Below are 12608 nucleotides of genomic sequence, written 5' to 3' on the forward strand. Positions count from 1 at the left end.
AGCGCGAGTCCGGGCAGCAGCCCGCGTGCCGCGTCGATGTCGCCGTCCAGGGGGCGGTCGGCCATGGCGGGGTCGAGGGGGATGTCGCAGGGGAGCCCGCGCTGGCGCAGAGCCCGCACGGCGGCGACCAGCTCGCAGGCCAGGATGATCTCGAACGGTTCCGTCGCGGCGAGGGTGGAGCGGGCCGCCTGGGGGGTGAAGCTCGCGTGGTCCTCGGTTCCGAGGGAGAGCACGCCGGTGCCGAGGGTGACGGGCACGGCCAGCTGACGCAGGGCGGCCAGGGCGGAATGGGCGACGTATTCGAGGATCATCACCCCGGACAACCCAGGGCGCTCGGCCAGAAACGGGAGCAGGCCCGTATGGGCGGGGTCGGTCAGGGTGGTCAGCCTGGTGGCGCTCAGCGTCGCGGTCTGGACGAGCGCGGCCCGGAGGGCGTCGAGGGCGAGGGCCACCCGCGCGGAGTGGAAGTTGCCGTTGTGCCAGGCCCGGCCGTCCGCGATCAGCGGGTTCTCCGGGGCCGTGTTGAGATCCTCGGTGACGGCCTGTTCCGCGTAGTCCAGGGCGTCGAGGACGGCGCCGTGGACCTGTGGGAAGGCGCGGTAGCCGTAGGGATCCTGGATGTGCCGCGGGCTGGTGGCGCCGACCAGGGCGCGCAGCCCGGCCGCGACCGCGGCCTGGTTCGGCCTGCGCTGTACGGCCTGCGCCAGCGGTTCGAGCGAGGCGTCGACCGCCCGGAAGGAGTGGGCCGCGACGGCCGTGGCGGCGGTCAGCAGGAGTCTCAGGCGGTGGCAGGCCAGGGCCGCGTCCGCGAGGGTCGCCGCGCCCGAACTGATGAAGGGCAGCGCGTCGCCGGAGGCCAGGGCGAATCGGGGCACGTCGCCGGAGTCCGACGGGAGCCGGGGCGTGGCGTCCGCGCTCCGCGCGTGCCCCTCGCCGGAGGCCGGAGTCCAGGGCAGCTCGCCGAGGAGGCAGAGGGCGGTGGTGGCCAGGGCGGTGAGGTCGCCGGTGCCGATGGCGCCGTAGGTGCGGATCGGGGGAGTGAGGCCCCGGTTGACGGCGCTCGCGAGGGCGGGGAGGAGAGCGGGGTCGAGCCCGGAGCCGCCGGTGAGGAGCTGGTTGAGGCGGACGACGAGGGTGGCGCGGGCGCGGGACTCCTCGATCAGCGGGCCGGCGCCGCCCGCGTGGCTGCGGAGCAGGTCGAGCCCGGAGGCCTCGACCGGTACGTCCTTGTTGGCGCCCACGCCGGTGGTCTGACCGTACACCGGTCCGGTGAGCGAACCGGCCGTCCGCCAGGCGAGCTCGGCATGCTGGGTGGAGCCCATCAGGATCCCGGAGCCGTGTGCCGCCCGGTGGACCTGCTCGCAGGTCAGGCGGGCGCCGTCAAGAACAACGATCATCGGGTCAGTCGCCGAGCACCAGGTCGAGCAGCCAGCTGATCACACCGACGATGATCGCGCCCCAGAACGCGGCCCAGAAGCCCTCCACGTGGAAGGACAGGTGGAGCTGGGCGGCGATCCAGCTGGTCAGGAGCAGCAGGCCGGCGTTCACCACCAGGGCGAACAGTCCGAGGGTGAGGATGTAGAACGCGCAGCCAAGCGTCATGATGATCGGCTTGAGGACCGCGTTGACGATTCCGAACACGAAGGCGACCGCGACAAGGGTGACGATCTGCTCGGTGGTGGTCGCGGCGGAGACGGTGATGCCGTCCACGAGTTGTGTCGCCGCCCACAGGGCGGCTGCCACAACCAGGATTTTAATGATGATTTTCACGTTTCGGCATCCTCGCATGGATGGTCGGACGGGCGATAGATCTGCCCTCAAAAGCGGATATAGAAGGTATATACGGACACTAATCACTCTGGAAGCGATCGGGGCGGCCACCTGCCGAAACCGAGGGCGCCCGACCCCGGACAGGTGGTGGTCGCGCAGCCCCAAACCTTAGAAGGCGCGGGCTGCATTTTGTGGGGGATCCAGATGCCCGCCGCCCCCGGCGGGGAAGATTCACCGGAGGGAAACGGCTCCTTCCGGGAGCGCGCACCGTTGAGAGGGTTTGCCATGTCTGATGACGCTGGATCCGCAGGCCGTACGAGAACACGGGAGATCCGGCTCGTCTCACGGCCCGACGGATGGCCGACGCCGGAGAACTTCGAGCTGGCGGTGGTGGAGCTGCCCGACCCTCGGGAGGGGCAGGTCCTCGTCCAGAACCTCTTCATGAGCGTCGACCCCTACATGCGGGGACGCATGAACGACGTCAAGGCCTACAACCCGCCCTTCGAGCTCGGCAAGGCCCTCGAAGGACGGGCGATCGGCAGGGTCGTCGAGTCGCGTTCCCCCGACCTCGCCGCCGGTGATCTCGTTCTGCACGGGTACGGCTGGCGCGAGCGCGCGATCCTCGACGCGAGTGAGGCCCGCAAGGTCGAGGAGATCCCCGGCGTCTCGCTCTCGGCCTATCTCGGGGTGCTCGGCATGCCCGGTCTCACCGCGTACGTGGGCCTGCTCGACATCGCCGCGTTCAAGGAGGGCGAGGCGGTGTTCGTGTCGGGCGCGGCCGGGGCCGTCGGCAGCCTGGTCGGGCAGCTCGCCCGGCTGAGGGGCGCCTCCCGGGTCGTGGGCAGCGCCGGATCGGACGAGAAGGTCGCCCACCTGACCGGGGAGCTCGGCTTCGACGCCGCCTTCAACTACAGGAACGGCCCGGTCCACGAGCAGCTCGCGAAGGCGGCTCCCGACGGGATCGACGTCTACTTCGACAATGTCGGCGGCGAGCACCTGGAGGCGGCCATCGGCGCGCTCAGGAGATACGGCCGGGTCGCGATGTGCGGATCGATCTCCGCCTACAACGCCACCGGCCCCGTGCCGGGCCCGCGGAACCTGAGCCGGGCCGTCGGCGAGCGTCTCACCCTGCGTGGCTTCATCGTGACCGACCATGCCGCGCGCAGGCCCGACATGATCGCCGAGGTGGGAGAGGGGCTGCGTGAGGGAAAGATCACCTTCGAGGAGACCGTCGTCGACGGCCTGGAGAACGCCCCGACGGCCTTCATCGACATGCTCCGCGGGGCCAATGTGGGAAAGATGATCGTCCGGTTGGCTCCCTGATCGCGCATGATCGACGTAATCTCGGGGCAGAAGGGGCCTGAGGGGGTGGGTCAGTTGGAAACGGATGATCTTGAGGCGCTGTCGGCCCAGGAACTACATGAGCGTGCGGTCCACTATGCCGTGCACCACGCGGACTTCGGCTTCCTGTGGGAGTTGCTCAGCATGATCCCCCCGGCGCAGGCGTCCAGTGGAAACGAGGACGAGACGGCAAACGACCTCAGCCGGCTGTCGGCTCTGCTCAGTGACGCGATGGCGTCGGGTCAGGGCGAGCTGGGCGAGGCCCTGCGCCCGTTCTATATCCGCTATCTGTCCAAACATCCCGAGGCCTGAGGTCCCGCTCCGCTCTGACCACCGCCCTGAGCGCGTTCCGCCCCTGTTCCGGCTGCCTGGATAAGGTAATCGGCACAACTACGGGAGGAATGTCATGGCGTCGGTGAGAGTGGAGCGGACCGAGGATGGTTTTGTGGCCCGCAACGACCGTGGAGCCGAGGTCCTCATGGGGACCGGCGACGAGCAGGGCGTGTTCACGCCGGTGGAACTGCTGCTCGTGGCGCTGGGCGGCTGCAACATCGTCACGGTGGAGCCGCTGACGGCCCAGCGCGGTCATCGGATGGTCCGCCTGGCGATGACCGTCCAGGCGGAGAAGATCGAAACGTCGAAGCTCGGGCCGATCACGATCACCTACGACGTGGAACTTCCGGAAGGCGACGAGAAGGCCGCCGAGGTCCTCCGCGCGGTGGCGCAGCGGGTGGAGGAGAAATACTGCACGGTGAGCCGGGCGCTGCGGGAGACGACCGAGATCAACCTCGAGCTACCCTGAGCTTCTGGCCGCGGGACATCTGACGGTCTTGCCGGACCGGTTCGGTGATACCGGGCCAACATTGGGTGTAGGCGCAAAATCAACCGTTGTATGGGCTGCTCGTTACATTTGGCTCGGTAATGTTGAGGCAGGTCAAGGGGGTCTGCGAAGCCCGGGGGGAGCATTGCAGAGACTTTTCACCGGATACAGGACGCGAGGGGGATCGCGTCCCTGAGCGGTGCCGCCGGAGTCTTGGGGGAGACGATGGAGAGGCCCGTGAAGAGGCCGGGGCCGGACAGTTGGGGGACTGTCCGGCCCCGAGTCCGTGTTCAGGGGATTACGTGAAGAGGCCGGGGCCGGACCGTTGAGAGACGGTCCGGCCCCGAGTCCGTATTCGAGGGATTATCTGATGTGCGAGGGCGTCGGCGCTGCTGCTAGAGTTTCCTTCGTTGCAAGCGCCGCTAGCTCAGTTGGTTAGAGCAGCTGACTCTTAATCAGCGGGTCCGGGGTTCGAGTCCCTGGCGGCGCACAACTCAAAGCCCAGGCCGGTTTCTCCGGCCTGGGCTTTGGTCATTCCCGGGTGATCGTCATTCGGCTCCGCGCGAGGTTCGATCGTCACCCGCGAGATCCGGCTTGCCGCAGTTGTGGCTGGTGAGATCGAATCTCGCGTAGTAGCGCACCTCCTGGCCGTGCAGCACGACCCGCACGTCGTCACCGTCGAGGATCTGTTCGTAATGCAGATGCGGGTTGCGCTGCCTGCCGCTCTTGCCCACCGTGCCGATCGGCCGGCCCATCTCGACCCGCTCCCCGTCGCCCACCTGGACCTTGTCCAGGTGGGCGTAGAGCGTGGACCAGCCGTCACCGTGCGAGATGATCACATAGTTGCCGTAGCCCTTGCGGGCGTACTTGACCGCCACCGTGCCACCCCAGCTCGCCACCACGGGCCGGTGCCAGTCGTCCGCTCCGGAGCCCTGGTTGAAGTCGACGGCGAACAGCGGCTTGTGTCCCGGCCTCGTCGCGGCCTGCCACGTCTCCCCGCAGGGAAACGGCATCTCGAAGCCGGGCCGTTCGGCGGGGACGTCCCGATTCACCTCGGCCGGAAGGCCGAGCCCGGACGGCCGCACGGCCTGCCGTCCGAGGTCGAGGTGCTCGCCCGTCTCCGTGGATGCCGTCCATACGCCCGCCGGAGCCCCGGTGCCGCTGATCGCGGCGCTGAGCACTGCCGCCGCGGTGATGACCGCTGGTCGCATACCGGTTCCTCCCTGTCCGTGATGGATGATCGCTGCCCGTCCGCGTGGATGACACGGAGACGGCTACTCAAAGTATTCGCCCCGCTGCGATCCGCTGCCGATCCGGGGTGGGCCGGGACACCGTACGGGCCGGGGCGGCGCGTCGGAGGACACGGGGTGAGAGAGCGAGGCCGTCGGAGCCGGTTCTCCGCGAAGATCAACCGGCCCCGCTCAGGATTCGGCCGTTCGACCCGATCCGAGCCGGCCGCTCCACCGTTCGGACAGCGTGTGCGGGACGCCGATCACGTCGAGGACCTTCCCGGCCACGAAGTCGATCAACTGCTGGACGTCGCGCGCTCCCGCGTAGAAGCCCGGTGACGCGGGCAGGATCACCGCCCCCTCGCCCGCGAGGTCGGCCATCTGCTGCAGCGCGACGCGCCGCAGGGGCGTCTCGCGCGGTACGAGCACCAGCGGACGGCGTTCCTTCAGCGTGACGTCCGCCGCGCGCTGGATCAGATCCTTGCTCATGCCGGTCGCGACGCCGGCGACGACGGCGGTCGTCGCGGGCACGATGATCATCCCGCGGGTCGGGTACGTGCCGCTCGCCGGTCCCGCGGCGAAGTCGGCGGCCTTCCACACGATCATGTCGCCCGGGTCCCGCCCGAGGAAGGCCTTCACGTCGGTCCGCCACCGCGCCTCCCGGAAGGACAGGCCGGTCTCGTCGAGCATCGTCAGGCGAGCCGCCTTGCTGACGACGAGGTCGATCGCCTCCCCCGCGTCGAGCAGCGCCCGGAGGACCGCCGCCGCGTACGGTGTCCCGCTGGCTCCGGTGATTCCGACGACCCACGGCACCCGGGGTGTGATTTGGTGATTCATGACGGGACCCTTCAGGGAGCGACGGGGCGGTGGGCGGCAATGACGATCAAGAGGAACGACCAGGCCCTCCGGCCGCGGGCCGGATCGTCGCCGACGGCGGGAGAACGCGAGATCCTGAGGGTGCTCGGGCGGGCCGAGGACGTCGGCGGCGTCGGCGCGCAGATCCTCGTCTCGGTCGGCACCGCGATCGTCGAAGGCCGGCTGAAGCCCGGAGACGATCTCAACTCGGTCGAGCTCGCACGACGGTTCAACAGCAGCCGCACCCCCGTCCGCGAGGCGCTCATGACCCTCGAACGCGAGGGCCTGGTCGAGATCGCGGCCCGCAGGCGGCCCCGGGTGCGCCGCCTGGAGATCGCCGAGGTCCGTGAGATATACGAGCTGCGATCGGAGCTGTACGGCCTGGTGAGCCGGCGGATCGTCGCCCGGTGCACGGCGGGGGACCTCGAGGTGCTCGGCCGGATCCAGAGCCGCCTTGAGGAGGCCGCGGCCGCCGGGGACCTGGACCGATACTTCTGGCTCGTCGTCGAGTTCCGCAACGAGGAGGCACGGCTCGCCGGGAACGAGACCGTCCGCAACGTCCTCGACTCCCTCGGCATCCGCACCCTCCAACTGCGCCACTTCAGCCTCTCCCTGCCCGGAAGGATCGACACGTCGGTCGACGACCATCGCCGGCTGGTCCGGGCGTACGCCGAGGGAGAGGCCGAGCTGGCGGCCGCCCTCACGCGGTCCATCGTTCGCCGGGGGCTGGCCGCGGTGGAGCGCTCCGGGTGGACCGGTTCACCAGGCTGACCCCGCCGAACGGGCCGGCCCCGAGGAGGATGGTCTCGCGCTCCGATCGGTCCGGCTCCGCGGCGTCGAGCGCCTCGACCGGGTGATCGAGGCCCATCGCGAACGGATAGTCGCTCCCCAGCAGGACATGCCCGGCGCCCGCGAAGTTCACGAGGTGGCGCAGGGCGCCGGCGTCGTGCAGCACCGAGTCGAAGTAGAGCTGGTCCAGGAGCTGACGGGGACCGCGGGTGCCGCGCGGGCGCACCGCCGGCGGGGCCGCGACGAACCCCCGGTCGAGCCTGCCGATCTGGTACGGGATGAAGCCTCCCCCGTGGACCAGCAGCACGCGCAGGCGCGGATGGCGTTCCAGGACCCCTCCGAGCATGAGCGCCGCCGCCGCGAACGTCGTCTCCGACGGATTGCCGACGAGGTTGTAGAGGAACAGACGCCTGACGCGCTCGGGCACGTCGAGCCCGGCGGGGTGCACGATCACCGGGATGTCGAACCCCTCGACGGCATCCCAGAAGACCTCCAGGCTGTTGTCGTCGAGCCCCAGATCGTTGACGCGCGCGCCGATCTGCACCGCCTCGTGGCCGAGGTCGGTGACGGCGCGGCGCAGCTCGCGCACGGCCAGGTCAGGCTGCTGCAACGGCACCGCCGCGGCCGCCCGGAACCGGTCGGGACGGGCCGCCGCCAGCGCGGCCACGGAGTCGTTCTGGATGCCGGCGAGCCATCGTCCGGACGGGCCGTCGAGATCGTAGCCCGACAGGTCCATCCACGACGAGACCAGCTGGACGTCGATCCCCTCGGCGTCCATCCAGGACAGCCGGGCCCGCACGTCGCCGAGCCGGGAGAACAGCGGCTGCCCGGTCAGCCGCCCGGCCACCTCGACCCGGGTGGCCCCCTCGTGGGCGACGAGCCGGACGCCGTGATCGGCGCCCTCGTCGCGTATGCGCTCGATGGCGTCCGCGCCCACGTGGTGGGCGTGGACATCGACGGTTCCGGTGCTCATGAGTGGCTCCTCTCGGCCGCTCGTTCCAGAAGATCTGTCAGCGCGCCGACCACGGCCCCGGGATTCTCCAGGGGGGTGAGGTGCCGGGTCCGGGGCACGACGACGGCGGCGCCGTCCCCGATGCGTTCCGCGAGGTCCTTCGCCATCGCCGGCGGCGTCGCCTGATCGTTCTCCCCGACCAGGACGGCCGCGGGGTGGGCGATCGTGGACGCGGCCCGCCGGCTCATCAGCTCCGGGTTGGCCTCGCGGAACGTGTCCCCGAACCAGCGGGCCAGCTGGGAGGGGACCAGCGACCGCAGATCCCTCTCCCGCGCCGCCGCGACGCGGGTGGCCCAGTTCTGGGCGGCGGCGGTGCCGTACCACGCCGTCGTGTCCACGAACAGCGCCGCACACGTGCGGCCACGGTGCCGGGAGGCGAAGGCCTGCGCGACGCAGCCGCCCATCGAGCACCCGACGACGGCGGCGTCCGCCCAGCCGAGGTGGTCGAGCAGGTCGGCGAGGTCGTCGGCGAACTGCGCGGTCGTGTACGGCCCGCGGGGGCGGCCCGACCGCCCGTGCCCGCGGCAGTCGTAGGCGACCATGTCGGCACGCCCGTCGAGCGCCTCGGTCACGCGGGACCACAGCGACCGGTCCAGGGCCAGGCTGTGCACGAAGACGATCCGGGGGGTCCCCTTCTCGGCCGGATACCTCGTGAACGACAGCGTGACGCCGTCCCGCGTGCGTGCCTCACCGTGGATTGTCTTCGTGGTCATGCGCTCATTCCTCCGGAGTATTTCGTGAACGACGGCGTGACGCCGTCCCGCGTGCGTGCCTCACCGTGGGTCGCTCTCGTGGTCATGTGCTCTCTCCTCCCGAACGCGGTGTCTCTTCGGCGCGGCGAACCGCCCCGGTCATGGCGCGGCGCGAGAACTCGGCGATCATGCGTGTCTTGTACTCCGCGGAGCCCTTGACGTCGCCGTACGGGCGGGTGGAGGCCGCCGCGCGCCGGGCGACCTCGTCGATGAGCACCCCGCCGGCCACCGAACCCCGCAGGTCGGCCAGATCGATCACGACCGGCCCGCCCGTCACCGATCCGACGGCGAGCGAGAGCCGCCGCGCCGCTCCGGCGTCGTCGAGCCGGACGACCGCCCCCACGTTCACGCAGGCGTACTCCCACACTCCGCGCGACAGGAACTTCTCGTACGCCGAGCCGGCACGACCCGAGGGGATCGGGAGCCGGACGTCCTGGATGAGCTCGTCCCCGCCCAGGTCGTTCACCTCCCCGATGCGGAGGGTCCTCGTCGAGGAGACGCTCCGCACCGTCAGGACGGCGCCCGCGGCGGCGAGCGCCACGGGAAGATCGTGACTGTCATCGCCGGCGGCGACGTTTCCGCCGAGCGTGACCAGCCTCCGGATCCGGCCCGTCGCCACCGAGCCGGCCGCCTCCGTCACGATCGGCCACGTCCGGACGAGCCGTTCGTCGGCCTCGATCTCGCCGAGCCGGACGCCGGCGCCGATCGTGACGTGCTCGCCGGACCACAAGATCGTACGGAGTTCGGGAAGCGAGCCGACCGAGACCAGTGAGGTCGCGTCGCGTTTGTGAGGCGGATCGGACGAGGTCTGCGAGATCGCGTCGCGTTCGGGAGATGAGCCGGACGAGGTTGGGTCGCGGCGATGACGATCGTGGCGGCGCAGCGTGTGCCCCACACCTCCGCCGAGCACGGCCGCGCCTTCGGCGGTGAGCAGGTGGAGTGCCTCGTCGAGGGAGCGCGGCGTCAGCAGGACCATCGGATCGGGGGAGACCCCGGGGGACGGAAGGCCCCGGTCGAGGATCGTCATCGCCGATCACCGTCCCGCCGGTCGGTTGCGGACCGGATGCCCCAGAAGATCTTCTCGGCGGTGATCGGCAGCTCGTGGACGCGCACCCCCACGGCGTCGGCCACGGCGCTCGCCACGATCGACGCGACCGGGTCCAGGGCGATCTCGCCGACGCCCTTCGCGCCGAACGGTCCCGTCGGCTCGTACGAGTCGGCGAACTCGACGTGGAGCCTCGGCATGATCTGTGAGGTCGGCAGCTTGTAGTCGACGAAGTTCGGGCGCGTCGGCGCGCCGCCGGCCCAGTCGAAGCGTTCGGTGAGGGCCATCCCGATTCCCTGGGCGATCGCGCCCTCGACCTGACCTTCGGCGAGGGGCGGGTTGAGGACGGTCCCGCAGTCGACCACCGCGGCGAGCTCCAGCACGGTCACGGCGCCGGTGGCGGGGTCGACCTCGACCTCGGCGGCCTCGGCGGCGAAGTTGTAGGCACCGGACTCGTTGCCATACCTGACCCCGTCGGGAAACTCCGACGGGTTGTCGAACGAGCCGAGGCCGACGACCGGTTCGCCGTTCGGCCGGTAGAGCTCGGCGCGCACGACCACCCCGACCGGTAGCCGGACGGGTACGTCCTCGCCCAGTGCGGGCGGAGCGTGCACGAGGCCGTCCTCGACCCGGAGCTCCGACGCCGGCCGTCCGAGCTGTCGCGACGCGGCGGCCAGCAGCCGCTCGCACGCCTGCGCGGCGGCGCGCTTCACCGCGTTGCCGGCGACGTACGTCACGCGGCTCGCCAGCGCGCCCAGCGCGTGCGTCGTCAGGTCGGTGTCGGGGCGCGTGACCGTGACGTCCGCGACCGCGAGCCCGAGCTCCGCGGCCGCGATCTGCGCGAGGGTGGTGCGCGCTCCCGTGCCGATCTCGCCCTCGCCGGTGATGACGACGGCGCGCCCGTCCTCGGTCAGCCGGACGATCGCCGAGCTTCCGTCGTAGTCACCGAAACTGCGCCGGCCGGAGACGTGGACGCTGACCCCCATCGCGAAGCCGCGGTGGGGCGTGGGGTTGGACCGTTTCTCGTACCAGCCGATCGCCGTGGCCGCCTTACGGATGCACTGCTTGAGCTCGCAGCTGCCGATCCTGTGGTTGTGGAGGGAGACGCCGCCCTCCTCGACGGCGTTGAGCAGGAGCAGGTCGGGCATCTCGATGCCGAGCCTGGCCGCCGCGAGGTCCCACGCCTGGCCGACGGCCCAGTCCGCGGAAGGGTTGCCGAAGCCCCGGAACGCGCCCGTGGGAACGAGGTTGGTGTAGACCAGCCGCGAGCGCGCCCGCACCGCTCGGTAGGCGAAGAGCGCGTCGTGCCGTACGGTCGCCGCGCCGAGGACGGCCTGCGACTTGCCGGTGTAGGCGCCGTTGTCGGCGATGAGGTCGAGGTCCTTCGCGGTCACCAGGCCGTCCGAGGTGAAGCCGAGACGGACCCGGCAGCGCATCGGCGTGCGGGGACGGCTCGCGAGGAACTCCTCCTCGCGGGTGTTGAGGAGCTGTACCGGGCGGCCCGCCCTCCTCGCCAGGATCGCGCAGATCACCGAGGTGTTGTCGTCGCCCGACTTGCCGCCGAAGCCGCCGCCGACCTCGGTCTGGATGACGCGCACGCTGCGCGTCGGCAGGCCGAGCGCGGTCGCGTAGCGCTGGCGGGCGAGGAACGGCGTCTGGGTGTTCACCCACAGGGTGACCCGGTCCCGCGACCATTCGGCGGTGCAGCCGATCGTCTCGATCGATCCGTGCCACTGGCGCGCGCTCTGCCAGACGCCCTCGACGATCACGTCGCTGCGCGCGAACCACTCGTCGGCTCCGCCCCGGTCGAACGCGAACTCGTGCGCGACGTTGCCCGGCGCGTCGTCGTGGACGAGCGGCGCGCCCTCGGCGAGCGCCTCGTCCAGGCCGAGTACGGCGGGCAGCACCTCGTACTCCACGGAGATGAGTTCGGCCGCGCGCCGAGCGGTCTCGGCATCGGTCGCCGCGACGGCCGCGACCTCGTCGCCGACGTAGCGGACCCGGCCGATCGCCAGCGGGTAGAGGTCCGGGCGGAACGCCCCCCACCTGATCCGCGCGGTGTCGGCCCCGGTGATGACGGCGTGGACGCCGGGCAGGCGCTCGGCACGCGAGGTGTCGATCCTCACGACGCGGGCACTCGCGTGCGGCGAACGGAGCACGGCCCCGTGAAGCATCCGAGGCAGCCGCACGTCTCCGGCGTAGACGGCCTCGCCGGAGACCTTCTCCGCCGCGTCGATCCGCTCGACCGCGCTTCCGATCGGCGGCGGCAGGACACGTCCGGACGGCAGGCCGGTGACGGGAAGCTCCCTGGTCGGCGTCGGCACCTCTCGGGTGACGTCGACCGGCGTCGGAGCCTTCCCCCTGAAGCCGGCCGTCATCGGCTCCTTCCCTCGGTTGAGATCGGCCGTCATCGGCGCCTCCCCTCGGGGGATGTCGCCGCTCCGGCTCGCGAGTTCCGGACGGCTACGGCCTTCTGGAGTGCCACGGCCTCCCGTGCCGCGTCGAGGATCTTCACGTATCCGGTGCAGCGGCAGTAGTTGCCGTCGACGGTCCGCCGGATCCGTTCGTCGTCAGGTTCCGGCTCCTCGTCGAGCAGCGCCCGGAGCGCCATCACGTGGCCCGGAGTGCAGAAGCCGCACTGCAGGCCCGCGCACTTCACGAACGCGGCCTGGACCGGGTCGAGACCCTCCGGGCCGCCCAGGTCCTCGATCGTCCGCACCTCACGGCCTTCGAGCAGGCCGACCATCCGCAGGCAGGCCGGGACGGCTTCACCGTCGACGATGACCGTGCAGGCCCCGCAGTAGCCGATGGCGCAGCCCGACTTCGTACCCGTGAGGCCGAGGTCGTCGCGCAGCACGTCGAGCAGCGTCGAGGCCGGATCCCGGACGTGGATCTCCACGTCCTCGTGATTGAGCCTGAAGCGCAGGCGGACCATCATGATCTCGCTCTCCGCATCCTCATCGGTATCGGTTCGGGCCACCGGGCGGCGTCGCCG

The 12608-nt window shown here is 70.9% G+C and carries 12 protein-coding genes, 1 tRNA gene and 1 pseudogene; 5 read left to right on the plus strand and 9 right to left on the minus strand.

Going from position 1 to position 12608, the window contains the following annotated elements:
* Window positions 1-107: 107 nt before the first annotated feature.
* Together CHC08_RS19820 and CHC08_RS19825 are read right to left on the minus strand one after the other, a co-directional pair.
* Window positions 108-1397, minus strand: a pseudogene (locus CHC08_RS19820) (aromatic amino acid lyase); the annotation flags it as partial.
* Between the two features lie 4 nt (window positions 1398-1401).
* Window positions 1402-1770 carry a phage holin family protein gene (locus tag CHC08_RS19825; protein WP_089208814.1) on the minus strand — a complete coding sequence of 123 codons (369 nt, stop codon included), beginning with the start codon at window positions 1768-1770 and terminating at the stop codon, window positions 1402-1404.
* 285 nt (window positions 1771-2055) lie between these two features.
* Here CHC08_RS19825 and CHC08_RS19830 point away from each other — a divergent pair, with 285 nt between their 5' ends.
* From CHC08_RS19830 to CHC08_RS19845, 4 genes are all read left to right on the plus strand, one after another.
* A complete protein-coding gene (locus tag CHC08_RS19830; RefSeq protein WP_089208815.1) occupies window positions 2056-3093 on the plus strand; it encodes an NADP-dependent oxidoreductase in 1038 nt (345 codons plus the stop codon).
* A 45-nt stretch (window positions 3094-3138) separates the two neighbouring features.
* The gene (locus CHC08_RS19835; protein WP_239513812.1) at window positions 3139-3423 is read left to right on the plus strand and encodes a hypothetical protein; all 285 of its coding nucleotides are present in this window, start codon (window positions 3139-3141) and stop codon (window positions 3421-3423) included.
* Window positions 3424-3517: 94 nt separating this feature from the next.
* Entirely contained in the window at window positions 3518-3913 is a 396-nt protein-coding gene (locus CHC08_RS19840; protein WP_089208817.1) for an OsmC family protein, read from the plus strand.
* A 434-nt stretch (window positions 3914-4347) separates the two neighbouring features.
* Window positions 4348-4421, plus strand: a tRNA-Lys gene (locus CHC08_RS19845).
* A 58-nt stretch (window positions 4422-4479) separates the two neighbouring features.
* Here CHC08_RS19845 and CHC08_RS19850 read toward each other — a convergent pair.
* Both CHC08_RS19850 and CHC08_RS19855 read right to left on the minus strand, forming a co-directional pair.
* The gene (locus tag CHC08_RS19850; protein ID WP_089208818.1) at window positions 4480-5142 is read right to left on the minus strand and encodes a M23 family metallopeptidase; all 663 of its coding nucleotides are present in this window, start codon (window positions 5140-5142) and stop codon (window positions 4480-4482) included.
* Between the two features lie 210 nt (window positions 5143-5352).
* A complete protein-coding gene (locus tag CHC08_RS19855; RefSeq protein WP_089208819.1) occupies window positions 5353-5997 on the minus strand; it encodes a UbiX family flavin prenyltransferase in 645 nt (214 codons plus the stop codon).
* Between the two features lie 39 nt (window positions 5998-6036).
* Here CHC08_RS19855 and CHC08_RS19860 point away from each other — a divergent pair, with 39 nt between their 5' ends.
* Window positions 6037-6786 carry a GntR family transcriptional regulator gene (locus CHC08_RS19860; protein ID WP_089208820.1) on the plus strand — a complete coding sequence of 250 codons (750 nt, stop codon included), beginning with the start codon at window positions 6037-6039 and terminating at the stop codon, window positions 6784-6786.
* Here the strand turns inward: CHC08_RS19860 and CHC08_RS19865 are convergent.
* The 5 genes from CHC08_RS19865 to CHC08_RS19885 all read right to left on the minus strand — a co-directional run bounded on the left by CHC08_RS19865 (window position 6716) and on the right by CHC08_RS19885 (window position 12593).
* Window positions 6716-7777, minus strand: a complete 1062-nt coding sequence (locus CHC08_RS19865) for an amidohydrolase family protein (RefSeq protein WP_089208821.1) — start codon at window positions 7775-7777, stop codon at window positions 6716-6718. The genes CHC08_RS19860 and CHC08_RS19865 overlap by 71 nt on opposite strands.
* Window positions 7774-8529 carry an alpha/beta fold hydrolase gene (locus CHC08_RS19870; protein ID WP_089208822.1) on the minus strand — a complete coding sequence of 252 codons (756 nt, stop codon included), beginning with the start codon at window positions 8527-8529 and terminating at the stop codon, window positions 7774-7776. Before CHC08_RS19870 ends, CHC08_RS19865 begins: the two co-directional genes overlap by 4 nt.
* Before the next feature lie 82 nt (window positions 8530-8611).
* Window positions 8612-9595, minus strand: coding sequence for an FAD binding domain-containing protein (locus CHC08_RS19875; protein ID WP_089208823.1), 984 nt, complete (start codon window positions 9593-9595; stop codon window positions 8612-8614).
* Window positions 9592-12024 (minus strand): xanthine dehydrogenase family protein molybdopterin-binding subunit, encoded by a 2433-nt coding sequence (locus CHC08_RS19880; protein ID WP_089208824.1) that lies wholly within the window; start codon window positions 12022-12024, stop codon window positions 9592-9594. Before CHC08_RS19880 ends, CHC08_RS19875 begins: the two co-directional genes overlap by 4 nt.
* The gene (locus CHC08_RS19885) at window positions 12021-12593 is read right to left on the minus strand and encodes a (2Fe-2S)-binding protein (protein WP_245878427.1); all 573 of its coding nucleotides are present in this window, start codon (window positions 12591-12593) and stop codon (window positions 12021-12023) included. The genes CHC08_RS19880 and CHC08_RS19885 overlap by 4 nt, the downstream gene beginning before the upstream one ends.
* Window positions 12594-12608 lie beyond the last annotated feature (15 nt).

The sequence above is a fragment of the Streptosporangium subroseum genome (genome assembly GCF_900188345.1).
In the GTDB taxonomy this organism is placed as follows: domain Bacteria; phylum Actinomycetota; class Actinomycetes; order Streptosporangiales; family Streptosporangiaceae; genus Streptosporangium; species Streptosporangium subroseum.

What these genes read in the sequence shown, in the direction of transcription:
- CHC08_RS19875 (WP_089208823.1), bottom strand. Translation starts at nt 9,595, where the DNA reads ATGACGATCCTCGACCGGGGCCTTCCGTCCCCCGGGGTCTCCCCCGAT.
- CHC08_RS19830 (WP_089208815.1), top strand. Translation starts at nt 2,056, where the DNA reads ATGTCTGATGACGCTGGATCCGCAGGCCGTACGAGAACACGGGAGATC.
- CHC08_RS19855 (WP_089208819.1), bottom strand. Translation starts at nt 5,997, where the DNA reads ATGAATCACCAAATCACACCCCGGGTGCCGTGGGTCGTCGGAATCACC.
- CHC08_RS19880 (WP_089208824.1), bottom strand. Translation starts at nt 12,024, where the DNA reads ATGACGGCCGATCTCAACCGAGGGAAGGAGCCGATGACGGCCGGCTTC.
- CHC08_RS19850 (WP_089208818.1), bottom strand. Translation starts at nt 5,142, where the DNA reads ATGCGACCAGCGGTCATCACCGCGGCGGCAGTGCTCAGCGCCGCGATC.
- CHC08_RS19860 (WP_089208820.1), top strand. Translation starts at nt 6,037, where the DNA reads ATGACGATCAAGAGGAACGACCAGGCCCTCCGGCCGCGGGCCGGATCG.
- CHC08_RS19865 (WP_089208821.1), bottom strand. Translation starts at nt 7,777, where the DNA reads ATGAGCACCGGAACCGTCGATGTCCACGCCCACCACGTGGGCGCGGAC.
- CHC08_RS19870 (WP_089208822.1), bottom strand. Translation starts at nt 8,529, where the DNA reads ATGACCACGAAGACAATCCACGGTGAGGCACGCACGCGGGACGGCGTC.
- CHC08_RS19840 (WP_089208817.1), top strand. Translation starts at nt 3,518, where the DNA reads ATGGCGTCGGTGAGAGTGGAGCGGACCGAGGATGGTTTTGTGGCCCGC.